Consider the following 15,883-nt stretch of genomic DNA (forward strand, 5'->3'; position numbering starts at 1 on the left):
ACAAAGTCGATAAAATCAAATTAAGATTAGTTCTATGTTCATTAATAGAGTTATTGAAGGTCAAACCCGCATAGTACTAATAAATAAATGAATTCGACGAGGGTGAAAATATGGACAAGACAAAAGGTGGATTTCAGCTCACATTACAAACACTTAGCTTAGTAGTTGGTTTTATGGCATGGAGCATTATTTCTCCATTAATGCCATTTATTTCTCAAGACATTAAAATTTCAGCTGGACAACTATCCATTATTTTAGCAATACCAGTCATTTTGGGATCAATATTACGTGTTCCTTTTGGATATTTAACTAATATTATTGGAGCCAAATGGGTATTTTTCTGTAGTTTTATAGTGCTTTTATTTCCCATTTACTTTTTAGGGCAAGCACAATCACCAAAAATGATGATGTTATCTGGATTCTTTCTTGGTGTGGGTGGTGCTATATTCTCAGTAGGTGTTACATCAATTCCAAAATATTTCCCAAAAGATAAAGTAGGATTAGCGAAGGGTATTTATGGTATGGGAAACATTGGGACAGCGATTTCATCATTTTTAGCACCGCCAATTGCAGGGATTATTGGTTGGCAAACAACAGTTAGAAGTTATTTAATTATTATTGCTATATTTGCAGTATTAATGTTTATATTTGGAGATAACCATGAGCCTAAAGTAAAAGTACCGCTAATATCTCAAATGAAAATCTTATTTAAAAATTATAAACTATACTATACAAGTCTTTGGTACTTTATTACATTTGGTGCGTTTGTAGCTTTTGGACTATTTTTGCCAAACTATCTGGTGCAACATTTTGGTATAGATAAAGTTGATGCAGGCATTCGTTCAGGTATATTTATTGCTTTAGCGACCTTCCTGAGACCAGTCGGAGGCATATTAGGTGATAAACTAAATGCAGTTAAGGTTCTAATGGTAGATTTTATCATTATGATTACAGGTGCATTGATTTTAGGTTTCTCTAATCACATCGCATTATTTACCATAGGATGTTTAATGATAAGTGTGTGTGCAGGTATTGGTAATGGTCTTATTTTTAAATTAGTACCATCATATTTCGCGAAAGAAGCTGGATCAGCGAATGGTATTGTATCAATGATGGGGGGACTAGGCGGCTTTTTCCCACCATTAGTAATCACTTATGTTACAGGGGTAACAGGTTCAAGTCATTTAGCATTTATCTTTTTAGCTATTTTCGGACTCATCGCATTAATCACAATGGTTCATTTAAATAAAAAAGAAGCATAAATATATAACACCCTCATCTTGGTTATACCGTGACGAGGGTGTTATTTTTTGATTTATAATATAGATATAGTTGTTGCGTCTTCAGAATCGTGTTGTTGTTTAGGTAAGCGTATATTTAAGACGCCATCCTCAAATGTTGCTTTGATTAAATCTTTATCTACATCCTCAAATTCAAATCGACGGACAAGTTCTCCGTTAGAACGTTCATTCAATTGCGCTTGTCCATGATGAGGTTCTAGAAACTTATTAGCTTTAATCGTTAATGTATGATGATCAAAAGTTAATGATATATTTTCCTTTTTTACGCCTGCAAGTTCAGCTTCTATTAAATAATGATCACTTTCATTATATAGGTTGGCGGGAAATGCTTGTGAGGAAAACTGATTAAACACTTGCTTACCTAAATCTCTAAACATATCAGTAGGGTCATTTTTTAAAAATGCATTGTTAAAGAAGTCATTACTAGGCATACGATTCGCTCCTTTTAATTAACTAAATTTGAATCATATTTAATTGTAGATTCATTATATGTACTGTTTAGGGTGAGGTAAAGTAAAAAGGATTTATGGAGTGATTATTAGTTCTAGAGAATACAGACAAAAGCTTACAATATGAAACATTTGTTCACATAACTTGGATTTACATGTATAAAAGAAAGATATGAATGTTGAGGGAAAGTTTACTTTTGTCTTTTTCTCTATAGAAGTATTACTTTTCTGTGGATTTATCAAAGTTTTTAGAAACAAACATTTGAAGATGGTTGATTAATTCTTTTGCTTCGTTAACGTCGATATCAAATTCGCCAAATACTTTTAGTGACACTTCAGATAATGGTTTTTTAATACTTTTACCATGATCAGTCAGTGAAATTTGAAGGTTTCTTTCATCTTTTTCTTCACGAGTTCGAACGACGTAATTTTTCTTTTCTAATTTTTTTAGTAATGGTGTTAAAGTGCCTGAATCTAAGAAAACTCTATCACCTAAAGTTTTGATGTTAAGTTTCTCATCTTCTTCAATCGCCATTAGCACTATATAACCAGTGTACGTGAGTTCGTATTCCTTTAAATAACTAGAATACTTTTTGATAATTTCTTTAGATGAAACATAGAATAAAAAGCATAATTGTTTGCTTAAATAACTATTTTCTACATACATTAAATCACTCCTTGTTAAGCTAACAATATTATGAAGTGTATGACTTGTCAAGTGCCGTTCTAAGTGATATAGGCAAATTGCTTTTCATTTAAAAATTACAAAATTATAATAAAACTTAATTGTTTTGTAATATCAAACGACTTATTTAGAAAGAGGAGAACTTTATGGAAAGAATCTCAAAATTTGATGATGTATTAAAAGGCAGAAAATCTGTAAAAGTATTTGATACCGAATATATAATTAGTCACGAAGAAATGGATGAAATGATTCAAAAAGCAACGAAAGCACCATCATCCGTAAATATGCAACCATGGAGATTAATGGTAGTGGATTCTGAAGAAGGTAAAGAGAAAATCTTACCATCATTTGGGATGAACTCAAGACAAGTGAACACATCTTCTGCGATGATTATTGTTTTTGGTGATTTAAAAAATTATGAAAAAGCTGAACAAATTTATGGTGATGCAGTAAGTAAAAAACATATGACTGAAGAGATTAAAGATAAAATGTTAAGTTGGGTGCTTCCTCATTATAAAGGGCTATCAAGAGAAGGCATGAAAGATATCGTAAATATTGATAGTAGTTTAATGGCGATGCAATTTATGCTTGTAGCTAAATCTCATGGCTATGATACGAATCCAATCGGTGGATTTGATAAAGCTAATATTGCAGACGTTTTAGGTTTAGATAGTGATCGTTTTGTACCTGTTGTAGCTATTGCAGTAGGTAAAGAGGCGCAAGAAGCGCATGAATCAGTACGTTTGCCACTTGATGATGTTAGACAATATTTATAATAACGTATAGACAAGCGTTTAAGTACAAAATTCAGATAAGAATATTTTGTTACAAAAGTTTTATAAGACTTTAAAAATGTATGCTTTTCGTTCATACTAATTAAGATAAGGCAAAAGGAGTCTATAAAATGAGTAGGAAACAGAAATTAATTAGAATTATTATTATATTAATCATTTCGTTAGTTTTAGCATTTGCATTTTTCTTCGCACTTAAAACATATCAAGGCCATAAAAATATTGAAATGGTCGATAGTTATTTTAAAGAACATCATCTAAAAGATAAGATAAAAAAAGAAGAAACATTATATAGTGCTAAAAAAGGTGTGTATTATAAGGAAGTTATTTTTAAAGATGAGCCTAAAGTAACTTACGTGATACAACCTATAAGTACAAATAAAGGTATCTTTGCAGAAGGTTTTGATACTGAAACTAAGAAAAGTCTAAAGAGTGCTAAACATAATTACTTTAATAAAAATTATAAGCCCTCAAATTAGTCAAAATATTTTTAGGTTATCGATTTAAAAAATCGGTAACCTTTTTTTCTTATTGTGTAAGTTTAATATGTAGTTAGAATTGTGATTAAAACAATAAAAATGGTAAAAGTAACCGTAGTAAAATACTCTGGTTTCACAAATATTTAGAAATTTCAACACAATTATTTGTATTTGTTATTTAAAAAATTATAGCTATTTTTAAGTTATCTGATATAATTAAGTGATGTCAGATGAAGGGGAGTTTGCAATATGGCTCTATTCAAGAGAAAAATTAGTCTTCCAGTGCAAGTATTAATTGCGTTGGTTCTAGGTGTTGTCGTTGGACTTATATTATATGGAAATGAAGAAGCGGCTAACTACATAAAGCCATTTGGAGACGTCTTTTTAAACTTAATTAAAATGATCGTTATTCCAGTTGTGTTCTGTTCTTTAGCGTTATCTATTTCGAACGTAGGGGAGTCGAAAACTGTAGGTCGCTATGGATGGAAAACAATACTTTACTTTGAGATTATAACAACAATCGCTATTGGTCTTGGGATTATTTTTGGTAACTTGTTCAAACCAGGTTCTGGACTTGATCCATCCAAACTACCAAAGGGCGATATTTCTAAATATCAATCATCTGCACACGCTGCAGAACAATCTACATACGGTAATCATTTTATTGATACCATTGTAAACATTGTACCTACAAACTTTTTTGAAGCTTTAACTAAAGGAGAATTATTACCAATTATCTTCTTTGCTGTATTCTTCGGTTTAGGCTTAGCTGCCATCGGTGAAAAAGCAGAACCTGTTAAATCTTTCTTAAGTGGTACATTAGAAGCAGTATTCTGGATGATTAACAAAATTTTAAAATTAGCACCATTAGGTGTCTTTGCATTTATTTGTACAACCATTATTACATTTGGTGCATCAGCTTTACTTCCTCTACTTAAACTTGTATTAGTTGTCGTCTTCGCGATGGTATTCTTTGTAGTTGTAGTATTAGGAATTGTAGCAAGAATGTGTGGCATAAGTATTTTCTCTATTATGAAAATACTAAAAAGTGAAATTCTTTTAGCTTTCTCAACATCAAGCTCAGAAGCTGTATTACCAGTAATGATGAAAAAGATGGAAAAATTTGGTTCACCAAAAGAAATTACATCATTTGTTATACCAATTGGATATACATTTAACCTAGACGGTTCAGCATTGTACCAATCAATCGCTGCTTTATTCGTCGCACAAATGTATGGTATGCATTTAACGTTAACAGAACAAATTGTGTTAATGTTAACATTAATGCTTACATCAAAAGGTATGGCAGCAGTTCCAGGTACTTCAATCGTTGTTTTATTAACAACATTAGGTGCAATGGGATTACCAGCTCAAGGACTTGCATTAATTATAGGAGTTGACCGTTTATTAGACATGGTACGTACAGTCGTTAACGTTATGGGTAACGCTTTATCAACTGTAGTTATCGCAAAATGGGAAAACTTATATGATAAGAAACAAGGCCAAGAGTATTTAAAATCACTATAAAATAATAAATCTGACATTTTTAGAGCCCCTTATCGCTTTAGCGATTAGGGGCTCTTATGCATTAGCGCAAGCTAAGGCGAACCGAAGAGGAGAAAATCGCATTAGCGATTAGGGACTCTTATGCATTTAAAGAAGTACTTCCATTTTTAATGGTTAGTACTTCTTACGCAGTAGCGAAAGCTACTGTGAACCTTAAAAGCACTTCCATTTTTAATGGTTAGAGGCAGTGGATGACTGGTAAGTTACTACGCGATGCTTGTAACAAACCTAGTCATCTTGTGCCGGTGAAGAACGACGAAATATAAAATTTCTGTTCTTCACCCTCTTACGCAGTAGCGAAAGCTACTGTGACCCTTAAAAGTACTTCCATTTTTAATGGTTGGAATTATGTGAATACGAGCAATATATACAAATAAAAAGGAAGCAAGCCATTGATGACTTGCTTCCTTTTTATATTACATATGCATATGTCCCATATCATGGATTTGAGTCATTAATCCATGTGGTACATCGTCATGATCTACTTTTTTCACTTTAGCAATTTTGCCAGTTTTTTCGTTCTTAGTAATCATAACAAAATCTTCTTTTTTAACAGATACTTTTGCATCTGATGGAAGTTTAATGTTCTTTTCAATTTTTTCGTCTTTTTCACTAATCATTTTATCTATTGTAGTATCATTTTTCATAACACCATAGTATGTTTCTTTTTTGCCGCCAGCCATCATTGCGACAACTAAAACAATACATACAATAAGCATAATTGCGATAAGACCAAAACCTAGTCCTTTTTTACTCTTCATTATATATTCTCCTTTAGTATTGTTGTTTTCTATTTCATTTATACAGAAAATTAGAGTAATTTGCAATTAAATTCAAAATATAAGTGTTTATTATTAATTGGAAAATTCATAAAATATACGCATTTGTCATTAATTAACAAAAAATATATCTGAAAGGATTAATTTTACGGATTAGTATTGGACGATCCATTGGTCGTACAAGTTGAGTCACGTAAATGTTTTTATACATAAGCTCCTCTATCATTTAGTTAAGTGGCATTTATTCAATTACATGTGTAAATGTGATATTAAATATAAAAAAGCACAAAGATGATTTATATTTTTTAATCGCCTTTGTGCTATGATTTTGGAGTTGTGTTCTATACTCGCTATATCATTATAATTCAATTGTGAAAGGTGTATCTAAATCTTTGTCATTCATTAGTTTGATAGACTTAGGAATAACTTTTAACACACATAATTCAGGGTCTTTATTAGAATCAAAGAATGATTTGTCCTGTGTTTCCCATAACCAATCAATGACTTTTTGATCTTTAACAACTTCAATCGTTGCATCAATTTCAACAAAGCTATGATTAGTAGTCTCATTATAACCTAATAAAATATAGGCATAAGGATTATCTTCAATCTCTTCAACTTTAATTGAGTTGATATTTGTCTTAGTATAAAGCGTTAATTCATCATTATAAAACACCATATATCTACTATTAGGTTTATTATTAAAAGCAGTAGATAATACACCGACTTTAGAATGATCTAATACTTTTTCAATCGCTTCTGTTGCTTTTTGATTATCCAATATAATCATCTCCTTAGTGACAACTATATCCTTAAATGACCATTGTTAAACTTTAGCTATATTTAAATCATTAATTAGGTTTAATACAAACATACTTCACTTCATCGTGTTTTAAAATCAACTTGATATCTTGATTATCGTGTTCTAGGAGTGACAATTCAGTTTTTGGGTGATTCGAACGTTCTAGTTGTTCAACCATCTCCTTATCAAGAAACAGTTGTTGTCTACTCTTCGGTAATAAATTATCAATAGTGCCATGTTCATTATTCAACGTTTGAATAGTAATTAATGAATTTGCTTTTAAATGATTTTTAAATATGAATTCTAGTTGTGTATCAGATAAATATCGATCATTGATTTTATTAAATAAAATAAAATGATAATTACCATCTTTTCGGCTCATGATGTAATTATTAGAAATTTGAATAGGTTCATTCACAAATGCATGTGCCATTTTATAAATATGAATGAGGGGAAGTGCATTACCGAATTCATTAAATAGAGAAATATAAATTGACCCCGTTGCAATCAATTGGTAACTAATGCCACCACCATAGCGTAATAGCGCAATAATATGACACACTAAGTCGGCGAGTTGTAATGGATGTGTACCGTTGTTAGTATATTTGAAACATTTTAATGATAAATAATCATACACAAAGCGTGTGGAGTCTATACCAGAATCCATGATAAATTGCTTATAATTATCAAAATGAGTGGTTGTATGATTATATGTTTTCCTTTTGTTAATCAAGGATAATGTCGTTTCTATATTTTCAATATCTATTAAATAATAATCAAAATTGAGTCTTCTTAAAATATCATATGTTTTATCTAACGTTTGTTCTTGATGCAATAATCCATCTATAGTCACACCATATTTGATATCTCTATTTTTATTTCTAATTTTTAAATGACATAGATGAATATCATGTATGGTCATTGTTGCTGAATCAAAAATGAGCATCAGTTTGACTGTCTTTTTATTTAATTGATAGTCTGTATGACCTTGTAAAAACATCAAGACGAAATGATTAACTGCCTTAAAATCCTCTTTGGATTTAATGGTCATTGCCAAGCCGATATGTCGTTCGAATAATTTATCAAAGCATCTATATAATAAATGATAATTGATTTGATTCGTTGTTAAATCCTTTATATCGTTGATAAGTATGACCGGTTCAGGTAAAAATGAAAAGTCTATATCGAAATAGTCATTGAAGGTGAAGTGAAATAATTCATTGAAATTATCAAGTCGGATAAATGCTTTGGAAGCTTTTGAATGATCTTTAGGATCAAAATGTTCTAAGTCAATTTTCGTAATTTCTGTAGTTATTTGATCATTAAAATTAAAGTTTTCTATGAGTGGTAAAAATGCCTCATTATCGTAATCAACAATGTTTAAATGTGGCATAGTATCAATTTGATTGATATAAGTACGATATTGTTTAGGGCTAAATTGTAAATAGTTTTTAAATTGATTAGTAAAATTGGTATGACTAGTAAAACCAGATGTTTCGGATATAGCGTTGATTGATAAATGAGAGGTCATAAGTAGATTAATAGAATGACATAATTTTAGACTTGTAAAGTAGTCTTTAAAATTCATATTCAAATATCGATTAAATAAATTAGAACAATAAGATTCAGAAATACTACTATTATGAGCAACATCCTTTAAAGAAATTGGCTGAGTCAATTGTTCATCTAGAAATTGAAGACAATTTGCAAATAAAGGAGAATTTACTGCAATGTTAGGTATATAATTGCCTTCTAATTTTATTACTGCTTCTTTATATAAGGTTTGTATGATTTTAGAGCAGACTTGTTGGTCTTTATGATCTTTTGAATCTTGTTGTAATAATTGAAGTAATAGCGTTTTGATGTAATCACTTGATTGCAATAAATGTCTATCAAAGTAACATTCAAAAAACGACGTATCTTCTATGTAGAAATAAAAAATAGGTATATTTAATTGAACTAAATGTGTCGCATTTTTTATTTCATATATATCACCATGATTAATAATTGCAATATGAGCATCTAAATCTTTAAGTTCACCGTTAATTTTAATCCTTAATTCATGACTTAATGAAAATAATATGATGATTTGATTAATATTACGACATGGCTGCGTTTGATGTTGAGTGAATAGGGATAAATGGCATGACATGTTATGTGATGTGACTCCTCTTAGTTTTTTAGTATTAAAATATAATAATCACTTATAAATTGTTCAAATTGAATATATATGAGAATATTCATAGTCTAAGTCATTTAATATGCGATTGAATAATAATAGTTATTATAATAGATTTTCATTCAAATAGTAATAGTTAAAAATAAAAGTTATTATAGCAATTTTTGTGAAAACGTAGTCAATTTTGTGTTGTTTGCAATACAAATGGAAATTTAGAAATGTAGTAAAGAGTATTTGGAAATTTTCAATAGAGTGAGAATGAAATATTTAGTGGATAATAATAATAGATTTCAATCCAAAAGAAATTTAAAACATTTAAATCTTGGATTGTTAATCTGTGGTTTTAAATGTACGTTATATTCACATCTTAGATATAACAACAAAAGAGAGAGACAACACAGAATCACATACGCCATATTTAGTGAATAAATAATCAACTTAAAATAAGAATAAACATCGAGATTTAACGCATACAATCCTTATTTCTTCATCACACATAAACTCTATGTGTAAAGGCATAATGACATTGGTTTGAAATCTTTAAGATATATCAACTAGAACATGCAGCTGATTTTGACCAATATAGAAATAGGGTGGCATCCTGAGAAATCACATCTTCTGAAAATTAAAGTATGATGAAGCATCAATTTTTAAGTAGCGATTTTTATAATCATTAATTTGAAATACTCCCCCCGAAGTGATAACAAATTAAATGAAGCATGACAATAACTTTCACTGGATGTTATAGCATTAAGTTCTATTTATTGTTTATTATTATTTTGTGATACATCTTAGAATTAATCTTTCTTTAGAATTTAACATAATGTACATTTAATGTGGATTAAAGGTGACTACCTTTTTGACACAAAATTAAGAGGTTGAGATATAAAGCTTTTTGCTCTGGGAAACCGATTAACGGCGTCCCAAAAGCAGGATTATCGGCAGAAGGGACCCAACATAGAGAAATTGGTATTCCAATTTCTGCAAACAATGCAAGTTGGGCAAACACTCACGATTCGACAAAATTTGGAAAACAATTCAAATGAACAAACTCAACTATTGAGTTTGTAAGAACTACTAACCTATGAATAAGGAAGTAGTTCTTTATCATCGTTTGGTTCTGCACAAATCCTTAACGCTTTTGTCACGACCTCTTTTTTATTCATTTAATACTGTACTTTGTTGTATATACTGCACGTTATATTTATCAGCTAATATACTTAAAAATGACATTAAATCATGAATGGATACGTCATGGTTAATAAATAGTTTCTTTAATTTTTGAGCACTTTGCTTTTCTTCGTCAGTAGCCCATTTTTTAAAGTATCCCCACATATGATCATAAGCATTGATGACACTTCCTTGACTGGGTTCAATAGTGATAGCATGTTCAATCATCATACGAATTTCCTCGTAAGAAACTTGCGATTTTAGTTTTTCTCGAATAGCATCATATTGTTTTTGACTATGCAGTAAAACACGATATTTTTCTTCTCGCCATAATTGTTCGATGTGTCCACGTTCTTTCAAGTTGTAGCCCCCTATGCGTATAGTATTCATATATACCCGTATTCATAACTGTTCAATGACATTGATAAAGCTAATACTTTTAAATTTAATCAAAAAGTAAAAAGGTGGTGTTGATTTAATTATTGGAACCGGTTACAATTAAAGTAGTTATTTTGGAACCGGTTCTAAAAATGGGAGGGATTAGACAAATGAACTATAAACAATCTGCAGAAGAGATACTTAATGCCATTGGTGGCGAAGAGAACTTAGATTCAATGGCCCATTGTGCAACCAGACTTAGATTAATATTGAATGATGAGAGTAAAGTTGATGAAGAAGCCTTATCTAAAATGGATGTTGTTAAAGGAACATTTTCAACTGGTGGACAATATCAAATTATTATAGGGTCTGGAACTGTTAATAAAGTATTTAACGAAATGGAACATATCACTGGTAAAGAAGCGTCTACGACTTCTGAAGTGAAAGACAAATCGACTAAAAATATGAATCCATTACAACGATTTGTCAAAATGCTATCTGATATTTTTGTACCAATTATTCCGGCAATCGTAGCTGGTGGTTTATTAATGGGTTTAAACAATCTATTAACAGCTAAAGACTTATTTTATGCAGGTAAATCTTTAATTGAGGTACACAGCCAATTCGCAGGACTAGCAGATATGATTAATATATTTGCGAATGCGCCATTTACATTGTTACCTATTTTAATTGGTTTTAGTGCTGCTAAAAGGTTTGGGGGCAATCCGTTTTTAGGGGCTGCACTCGGTATGATTTTAGTACATCCAAGTTTAATGAGTGCCTATGATTTTCCAAAAGCAGTAGAAGCAGGTAAAGCGATTCCACATTGGGATGTATTTGGATTACATATTAACCAAGTGGGTTATCAAGGACAAGTATTGCCTATGCTTGTGGCAGCTTATATATTAGCCACAATTGAAAAGTGGTTGCGTAAAGTAGTTCCAACTGTATTGGACAATTTATTAACACCATTGTTATCTATCTTTATCACAGCGTTTTTAACATTTTTATTTGTTGGCCCAATTACAAGACAACTAGGTTATTGGTTATCTGATGGATTAACTTGGTTATATGAATTCGGTGGTGCTATTGGAGGATTAATTTTCGGTTTATTATATGCACCTATTGTCATTACAGGTATGCATCACAGCTTTATTGCAGTGGAAACAACGCTGATTGCAGATCAAGCTAAAACGGGCGGTTCATTTATATTCCCAATTGCTACGATGTCTAATATGGCACAAGGTGGGGCAGCCTTAGCATCATTCTTTATTATAAAAAATAATAAAAAATTAAAAGGTGTTGCTTCAGCAGCAGGTATTTCAGCAGTTTTAGGTATCACAGAGCCAGCCATGTTTGGTGTTAACTTGAAACTACGATATCCATTTATTGGCGCCATCGTTGGCTCTGGTTTAGGAGCAGCCTATATTTCATTCTTTAAAGTCAAAGCTATTGCATTGGGGACTGCAGGTATACCAGGATTTATTTCAATCAATCCTAACCATGGTGGTTGGTTACATTATCTAATCGGTATGGTCATTGCATTTGTAGTATCTGTGATTGTAACGTTTGTCTTATCTAAAAGAAAAAAATATAAAGAAGTTCAATAAAATAAAAAGATGGACAGTTAGAGTACATTGAACTCTAGTACTGTCCATCTTTTTATATTTAAAACTGGTTATAACTTCTGTTTTCGCCATAAGTATACACTGACAATCGCAACAAGTATCAGTGAGATACCAACAACGATAATCCAAGAAATATAACTATGATCATCTAATGGTAATGGAACATTCATACCAAAGAAACTAAATACGAGTGTTGGAAGGGTTAGTAACACCGTAAACATTGTTAAAGTTTTCATAATGGTGTTCATATCATTAGATAATAGTGATGCATAGGATGTTGTAATACTTTCTAAAATGCGCTGATGTAACTCAGTAGTTTCTATCGCTTGGTTATTTTCAATAATTAAATCTTCCAGTAACTCTTCGTCATCTTCAAATCGTTTAATAGCAGGCAAACGGAATAATTTTTTAATAATGGTATCGTTACCTTTTAATGCGGCTAAAAAGTAGACTAAACTTTTTTCAACTTCCATTAATTTGAAAAGTTGTTTATTTGTAATGTTATTCTTTAATTCTCTTTCAATACGAATTCTTGATTTATTAAGCAATCTTAAGTTTCTATTATAATGGTTCGCAATAGTAGTTAATATTTCTAAAGCGAATCGACTATGAAATTTGAGATTAATATTATCTTGTCTTGAAAAATTCTCTAAGAACTCATTTTCAGCATCACAAATTGTCATAACAATACCATTTCCAATGACGATACCCAGCGGAATCGTAATAAATGATAAAACACTACGATTAGTAGAATTGATTAATGGTAAATCGATAATAATGAGAGAGTATCCAGTGTCTTCATCATATTCGATACGTGCGCTTTCTTCTGAATCTAATGGATCTCGTATAAAATCTTCAGGTAAATGATAGTGATCCATTAAATATTCGATTTCTTCTCTATCAGGTTCAACAACATTAATCCATAATGCTTGTTGATCTATTGGTGTTTCAATAATTTCATTATTAATTTGATTTGAATGTTTATATGCAGTGATCATTTGTTAAAGTCCTTTCAAAGCTTTTTTTCAAACGCATCACTATGTTTATCGAGCAATGTGTTTAATTCATATGGTTATATCTCTGTTCGGCCATAATCCTTAGTGGACCGTAATAAATAATTTTAAAAATGTGTGTCACTAATTCGTCAACAGAGATACGGTTTGAGTCTAATACCCAATACCTAATGATAGATATTGTAGCACCAGATACGTAACTATGAAAATACATTTCAGGGATGCCTTCAATTTTGTTATCGACACTGACTTGATGTTTCATATTATATTGTATCAAATCGCTTATTTTTTCTTCTAAGCGACTTTTTCTTTCTAAACTCAAAATCGTATTGTAAAAGTCTAGATTATCATACACATGTTGAATAATGTTACGCAACACTTTATCAATAAATAATGTTGCTATCATTTCTACATTATCGCCTTGAATCTCTGAGAATTGAGTGAATTTAGAAATTTGTTCTATACACTCATCTTCCATATCAGTGAGGAGTAAATATTTATCTTCATAATGTAAATAAAAAGTACCTCGATTGATGTCAGCTTTATCTGCAATATCTTGAACTGTAATATTTTCAAGGCTTCGTTCTTTCAATAATTGTATGAAAGCATACTTAATTGCAGATTTAGTTTTGCGAACGCGTCTATCTTCTTTCAAAAATGTAAAACCTCCCTTAGTTAATAGACAATATTCATCATTGTGTTCAATAACGGACGTTTTTCTATTAATTGATTGTTGTTTATTTATTTAAACTCATTATAATTGGAAAAGTGATAAATATTCAACACAATGTTGAATTGCTTCAAGGGAGGAAAAGTTATGAATATATTTAAAAGCAAATTACTATGGTTGACACCAATCGCAATCATTTTAATATTAATGATTTTTGCAATTGCATTTTATCCAGCGTTTAATCCTAAACCTAAAGATATGCCAATCGCAATTGTAAATCACGATGAAGGTACTTCTATTCAAGGTAAAAAGATGAATATTGGTGACAAACTAGAAGATAAATTATTAGATAGTGATTCTAAAGCAATCAAATGGGTCAAAGTAGATAGCGAAAAAGATGCTAAACAAGGCATGGAAGATGAAAAATATTATGGCGCTGCTATATTTGAAAAAGATTTTTCTAAACATGCGATGAGTAAAACTCAAAAAGTAGTCATGGACAGCAAAAAAGCTGAAATGAAAGAGAAAGTTGAATCTGGTGAAGTGCCAGCGCAACAAGCACAAATGATGGCTAAAAAAATGGGTAATCAAAGTGTTGATGTCAAACAAGCACAATTAAAAACAATTGTAAGCCAAGGATCAAGTTTACAAGGTTCTCAAATGGCTACAAATGTATTGTCAGGTATGGGTGACAATATTAACAAACAAATTACTAAACAAAGTCTTCAAACATTAGAAAAACAAAATGTTAAAGTTGATGCTAAAGATATTGATTCTGTAACTAACCCTGTTAAAGTGGATAATGAAAAAATCAATAAAGTAAAAGACCATCAAGGTGGCGGTAACGCACCATTCTTAATGTTTATGCCAATTTGGATGGGATCAATTGTTATTTCTGTTCTACTATTCTTCGCATTTAGAACAAGTGGTAATATTAAAATTGCACATCGTTTAATAGCTTCTGTAGGACAAATTATCTTTACAGTGATTGCAGCATTTCTTGGTAGCTTTGCATATGTGTACTTTATGGGAGGCGCACTAGGATTTGACTTCGATCATCCAAACCGTGTTGCAACGTTTGTAGCGTTAGCGATTATGGGATTTGTTGGTTTAATATTAGGAACAATGACTTGGTTAGGTATGAAATCTGTGCCAATCTTCTTCATTGCAATGTTCTTTAGTATGCAAATGGTAATGTTACCAAAGCAAATGTTACCTAAGTTCTATCAACGTTATATTGTAGATTGGAATCCATTCGTACATTATGCTACAAGCTTAAAAGAAATCATTTATATGAACCACCATATTGAGTTGAATTCAACAATGTGGATGCTTATTGGATTTATGATTTTTGGTGCTGTATCTAGTTTATTAGCAGCAGCTATTAGAAAACATAGTACAAAACGTACTGAAGTACCATCATAAAATCAAGCTTTTTAATATACACTGTCGATAAGATATCATAACTTATCGGCAGTGTTTTGATGTATACAAAAAAGAGCAATCCCTTCTGACGGGGATTGCTCTTTATGTTATGAATAATTAATGATTAACGCGTTGCCAAACGAGTTTTTGATTGGGATTGTTTCCATTTTCAATGCTAAGTGTATGACCTTCAAGTTTGAATATACGTGGTTGTGTATCACCTAACCATGTTGGATTCATACTAACGTTCATCGTATGATAAACGGTTTGGTTTTCTTCATCTAATTCATATTTACCAGCATAAGCTAAATAGCCATGTGCAGCTTTCGCCATTTCATCTTTAGTACCAGTGTGAAGATCACCAGATGCATAAGCAGGACGACCTTGTTGCATCAATTGAGCTGACATATAACCATCTGGATTATACATAATAAACCCAGTTGCATCTTTGCCTAATGGATAGAAAATTTGGCCATTTTCATCTTCATCTTGATAACTTACTAATGACCATGTACCGATTAATTGTTCTTGTAATTGACTCATATTAAAATGCCTTCTTTCTTAAATA

15 protein-coding genes are annotated in these 15,883 nt (G+C 31.0%); 6 read left to right on the forward strand and 9 right to left on the reverse strand.

All coding sequences use genetic code 11. From position 1 onward, the window contains the following. The first annotated feature begins 110 nt into the window (after positions 1-110). Positions 111-1,262, forward strand: a complete 1,152-nt coding sequence (locus tag JX000_RS02245; RefSeq protein ID WP_206140831.1) for a nitrate/nitrite transporter — start codon at positions 111-113, stop codon at positions 1,260-1,262. 53 nt (positions 1,263-1,315) lie between these two features. On the opposite strand, the gene JX000_RS02250 is transcribed toward JX000_RS02245, so the two are convergent. Together JX000_RS02250 and JX000_RS02255 are read right to left on the reverse strand one after the other, a co-directional pair. Then, on the reverse strand, positions 1,316-1,732 hold the full coding sequence (locus JX000_RS02250) for an Hsp20/alpha crystallin family protein (RefSeq protein WP_002450329.1): 417 nt from the start codon (positions 1,730-1,732) through the stop codon (positions 1,316-1,318). A 238-nt stretch (positions 1,733-1,970) separates the two neighbouring features. Continuing rightward, complete coding sequence (locus JX000_RS02255) at positions 1,971-2,417, reverse strand: MarR family winged helix-turn-helix transcriptional regulator (RefSeq protein ID WP_002450328.1); 447 nt, start codon at positions 2,415-2,417, stop codon at positions 1,971-1,973. 164 nt (positions 2,418-2,581) lie between these two features. Between JX000_RS02255 and JX000_RS02260 the strand changes: the two genes are divergently transcribed. The 3 genes from JX000_RS02260 to JX000_RS02270 all read left to right on the forward strand — a co-directional run bounded on the left by JX000_RS02260 (position 2,582) and on the right by JX000_RS02270 (position 5,232). Continuing rightward, positions 2,582-3,211: a nitroreductase family protein gene (locus tag JX000_RS02260; protein ID WP_206140832.1), complete on the forward strand. Its 630-nt coding sequence runs from the start codon at positions 2,582-2,584 to the stop codon at positions 3,209-3,211. A gap of 128 nt (positions 3,212-3,339) precedes the next feature. Continuing rightward, positions 3,340-3,705, forward strand: coding sequence for a DUF3139 domain-containing protein (locus JX000_RS02265; protein WP_002450326.1), 366 nt, complete (start codon positions 3,340-3,342; stop codon positions 3,703-3,705). 249 nt (positions 3,706-3,954) lie between these two features. Next, positions 3,955-5,232 carry a cation:dicarboxylate symporter family transporter gene (locus tag JX000_RS02270; RefSeq protein ID WP_002452444.1) on the forward strand — a complete coding sequence of 426 codons (1,278 nt, stop codon included), beginning with the start codon at positions 3,955-3,957 and terminating at the stop codon, positions 5,230-5,232. A 455-nt stretch (positions 5,233-5,687) separates the two neighbouring features. Here JX000_RS02270 and JX000_RS02275 read toward each other — a convergent pair whose 3' ends face one another. The 4 genes from JX000_RS02275 to JX000_RS02290 all read right to left on the reverse strand — a co-directional run bounded on the left by JX000_RS02275 (position 5,688) and on the right by JX000_RS02290 (position 10,561). Beyond that, complete coding sequence (locus JX000_RS02275; protein ID WP_002452443.1) at positions 5,688-6,032, reverse strand: DUF4889 domain-containing protein; 345 nt, start codon at positions 6,030-6,032, stop codon at positions 5,688-5,690. A gap of 376 nt (positions 6,033-6,408) precedes the next feature. Then, positions 6,409-6,831 (reverse strand): pyridoxamine 5'-phosphate oxidase family protein, encoded by a 423-nt coding sequence (locus JX000_RS02280; RefSeq protein ID WP_002452442.1) that lies wholly within the window; start codon positions 6,829-6,831, stop codon positions 6,409-6,411. Positions 6,832-6,901: 70 nt separating this feature from the next. Next, entirely contained in the window at positions 6,902-9,004 is a 2,103-nt protein-coding gene (gene rsp, locus JX000_RS02285) for an AraC family transcriptional regulator Rsp (protein WP_206140833.1), read from the reverse strand. 1,185 nt (positions 9,005-10,189) lie between these two features. Then, positions 10,190-10,561, reverse strand: coding sequence for a YbgA family protein (locus tag JX000_RS02290; RefSeq protein ID WP_002452439.1), 372 nt, complete (start codon positions 10,559-10,561; stop codon positions 10,190-10,192). Positions 10,562-10,749: 188 nt separating this feature from the next. Between JX000_RS02290 and JX000_RS02295 the strand changes: the two genes are divergently transcribed. Next, positions 10,750-12,189, forward strand: coding sequence for a sucrose-specific PTS transporter subunit IIBC (locus JX000_RS02295; RefSeq protein WP_049424208.1), 1,440 nt, complete (start codon positions 10,750-10,752; stop codon positions 12,187-12,189). 68 nt (positions 12,190-12,257) lie between these two features. On the opposite strand, the gene JX000_RS02300 is transcribed toward JX000_RS02295, so the two are convergent. Next, positions 12,258-13,205 (reverse strand): magnesium transporter CorA family protein, encoded by a 948-nt coding sequence (locus JX000_RS02300; protein WP_002452437.1) that lies wholly within the window; start codon positions 13,203-13,205, stop codon positions 12,258-12,260. Between the two features lie 61 nt (positions 13,206-13,266). After that, positions 13,267-13,875 carry a TetR/AcrR family transcriptional regulator gene (locus JX000_RS02305; protein WP_002452436.1) on the reverse strand — a complete coding sequence of 203 codons (609 nt, stop codon included), beginning with the start codon at positions 13,873-13,875 and terminating at the stop codon, positions 13,267-13,269. 162 nt (positions 13,876-14,037) lie between these two features. Here JX000_RS02305 and JX000_RS02310 point away from each other — a divergent pair, with 162 nt between their 5' ends. Beyond that, complete coding sequence (locus JX000_RS02310; RefSeq protein WP_049424209.1) at positions 14,038-15,315, forward strand: YhgE/Pip domain-containing protein; 1,278 nt, start codon at positions 14,038-14,040, stop codon at positions 15,313-15,315. Positions 15,316-15,432: 117 nt separating this feature from the next. On the opposite strand, the gene JX000_RS02315 is transcribed toward JX000_RS02310, so the two are convergent. Next, entirely contained in the window at positions 15,433-15,858 is a 426-nt protein-coding gene (locus JX000_RS02315; protein ID WP_049424211.1) for a lipocalin-like domain-containing protein, read from the reverse strand. Positions 15,859-15,883 lie beyond the last annotated feature (25 nt).

The sequence above is a fragment of the Staphylococcus sp. SB1-57 genome (genome assembly GCF_017086425.1).
GTDB lineage: Bacteria > Bacillota > Bacilli > Staphylococcales > Staphylococcaceae > Staphylococcus > Staphylococcus warneri_A.

What these genes read in the sequence shown, in the direction of transcription:
- JX000_RS02275 (WP_002452443.1), bottom strand. Translation starts at nt 6,032, where the DNA reads ATGAAGAGTAAAAAAGGACTAGGTTTTGGTCTTATCGCAATTATGCTT.
- JX000_RS02265 (WP_002450326.1), top strand. Translation starts at nt 3,340, where the DNA reads ATGAGTAGGAAACAGAAATTAATTAGAATTATTATTATATTAATCATT.
- JX000_RS02260 (WP_206140832.1), top strand. Translation starts at nt 2,582, where the DNA reads ATGGAAAGAATCTCAAAATTTGATGATGTATTAAAAGGCAGAAAATCT.
- JX000_RS02295 (WP_049424208.1), top strand. Translation starts at nt 10,750, where the DNA reads ATGAACTATAAACAATCTGCAGAAGAGATACTTAATGCCATTGGTGGC.
- JX000_RS02315 (WP_049424211.1), bottom strand. Translation starts at nt 15,858, where the DNA reads ATGAGTCAATTACAAGAACAATTAATCGGTACATGGTCATTAGTAAGT.
- JX000_RS02270 (WP_002452444.1), top strand. Translation starts at nt 3,955, where the DNA reads ATGGCTCTATTCAAGAGAAAAATTAGTCTTCCAGTGCAAGTATTAATT.
- JX000_RS02310 (WP_049424209.1), top strand. Translation starts at nt 14,038, where the DNA reads ATGAATATATTTAAAAGCAAATTACTATGGTTGACACCAATCGCAATC.
- JX000_RS02250 (WP_002450329.1), bottom strand. Translation starts at nt 1,732, where the DNA reads ATGCCTAGTAATGACTTCTTTAACAATGCATTTTTAAAAAATGACCCT.
- rsp (WP_206140833.1), bottom strand. Translation starts at nt 9,004, where the DNA reads ATGTCATGCCATTTATCCCTATTCACTCAACATCAAACGCAGCCATGT.
- JX000_RS02245 (WP_206140831.1), top strand. Translation starts at nt 111, where the DNA reads ATGGACAAGACAAAAGGTGGATTTCAGCTCACATTACAAACACTTAGC.
- JX000_RS02300 (WP_002452437.1), bottom strand. Translation starts at nt 13,205, where the DNA reads ATGATCACTGCATATAAACATTCAAATCAAATTAATAATGAAATTATT.
- JX000_RS02255 (WP_002450328.1), bottom strand. Translation starts at nt 2,417, where the DNA reads ATGTATGTAGAAAATAGTTATTTAAGCAAACAATTATGCTTTTTATTC.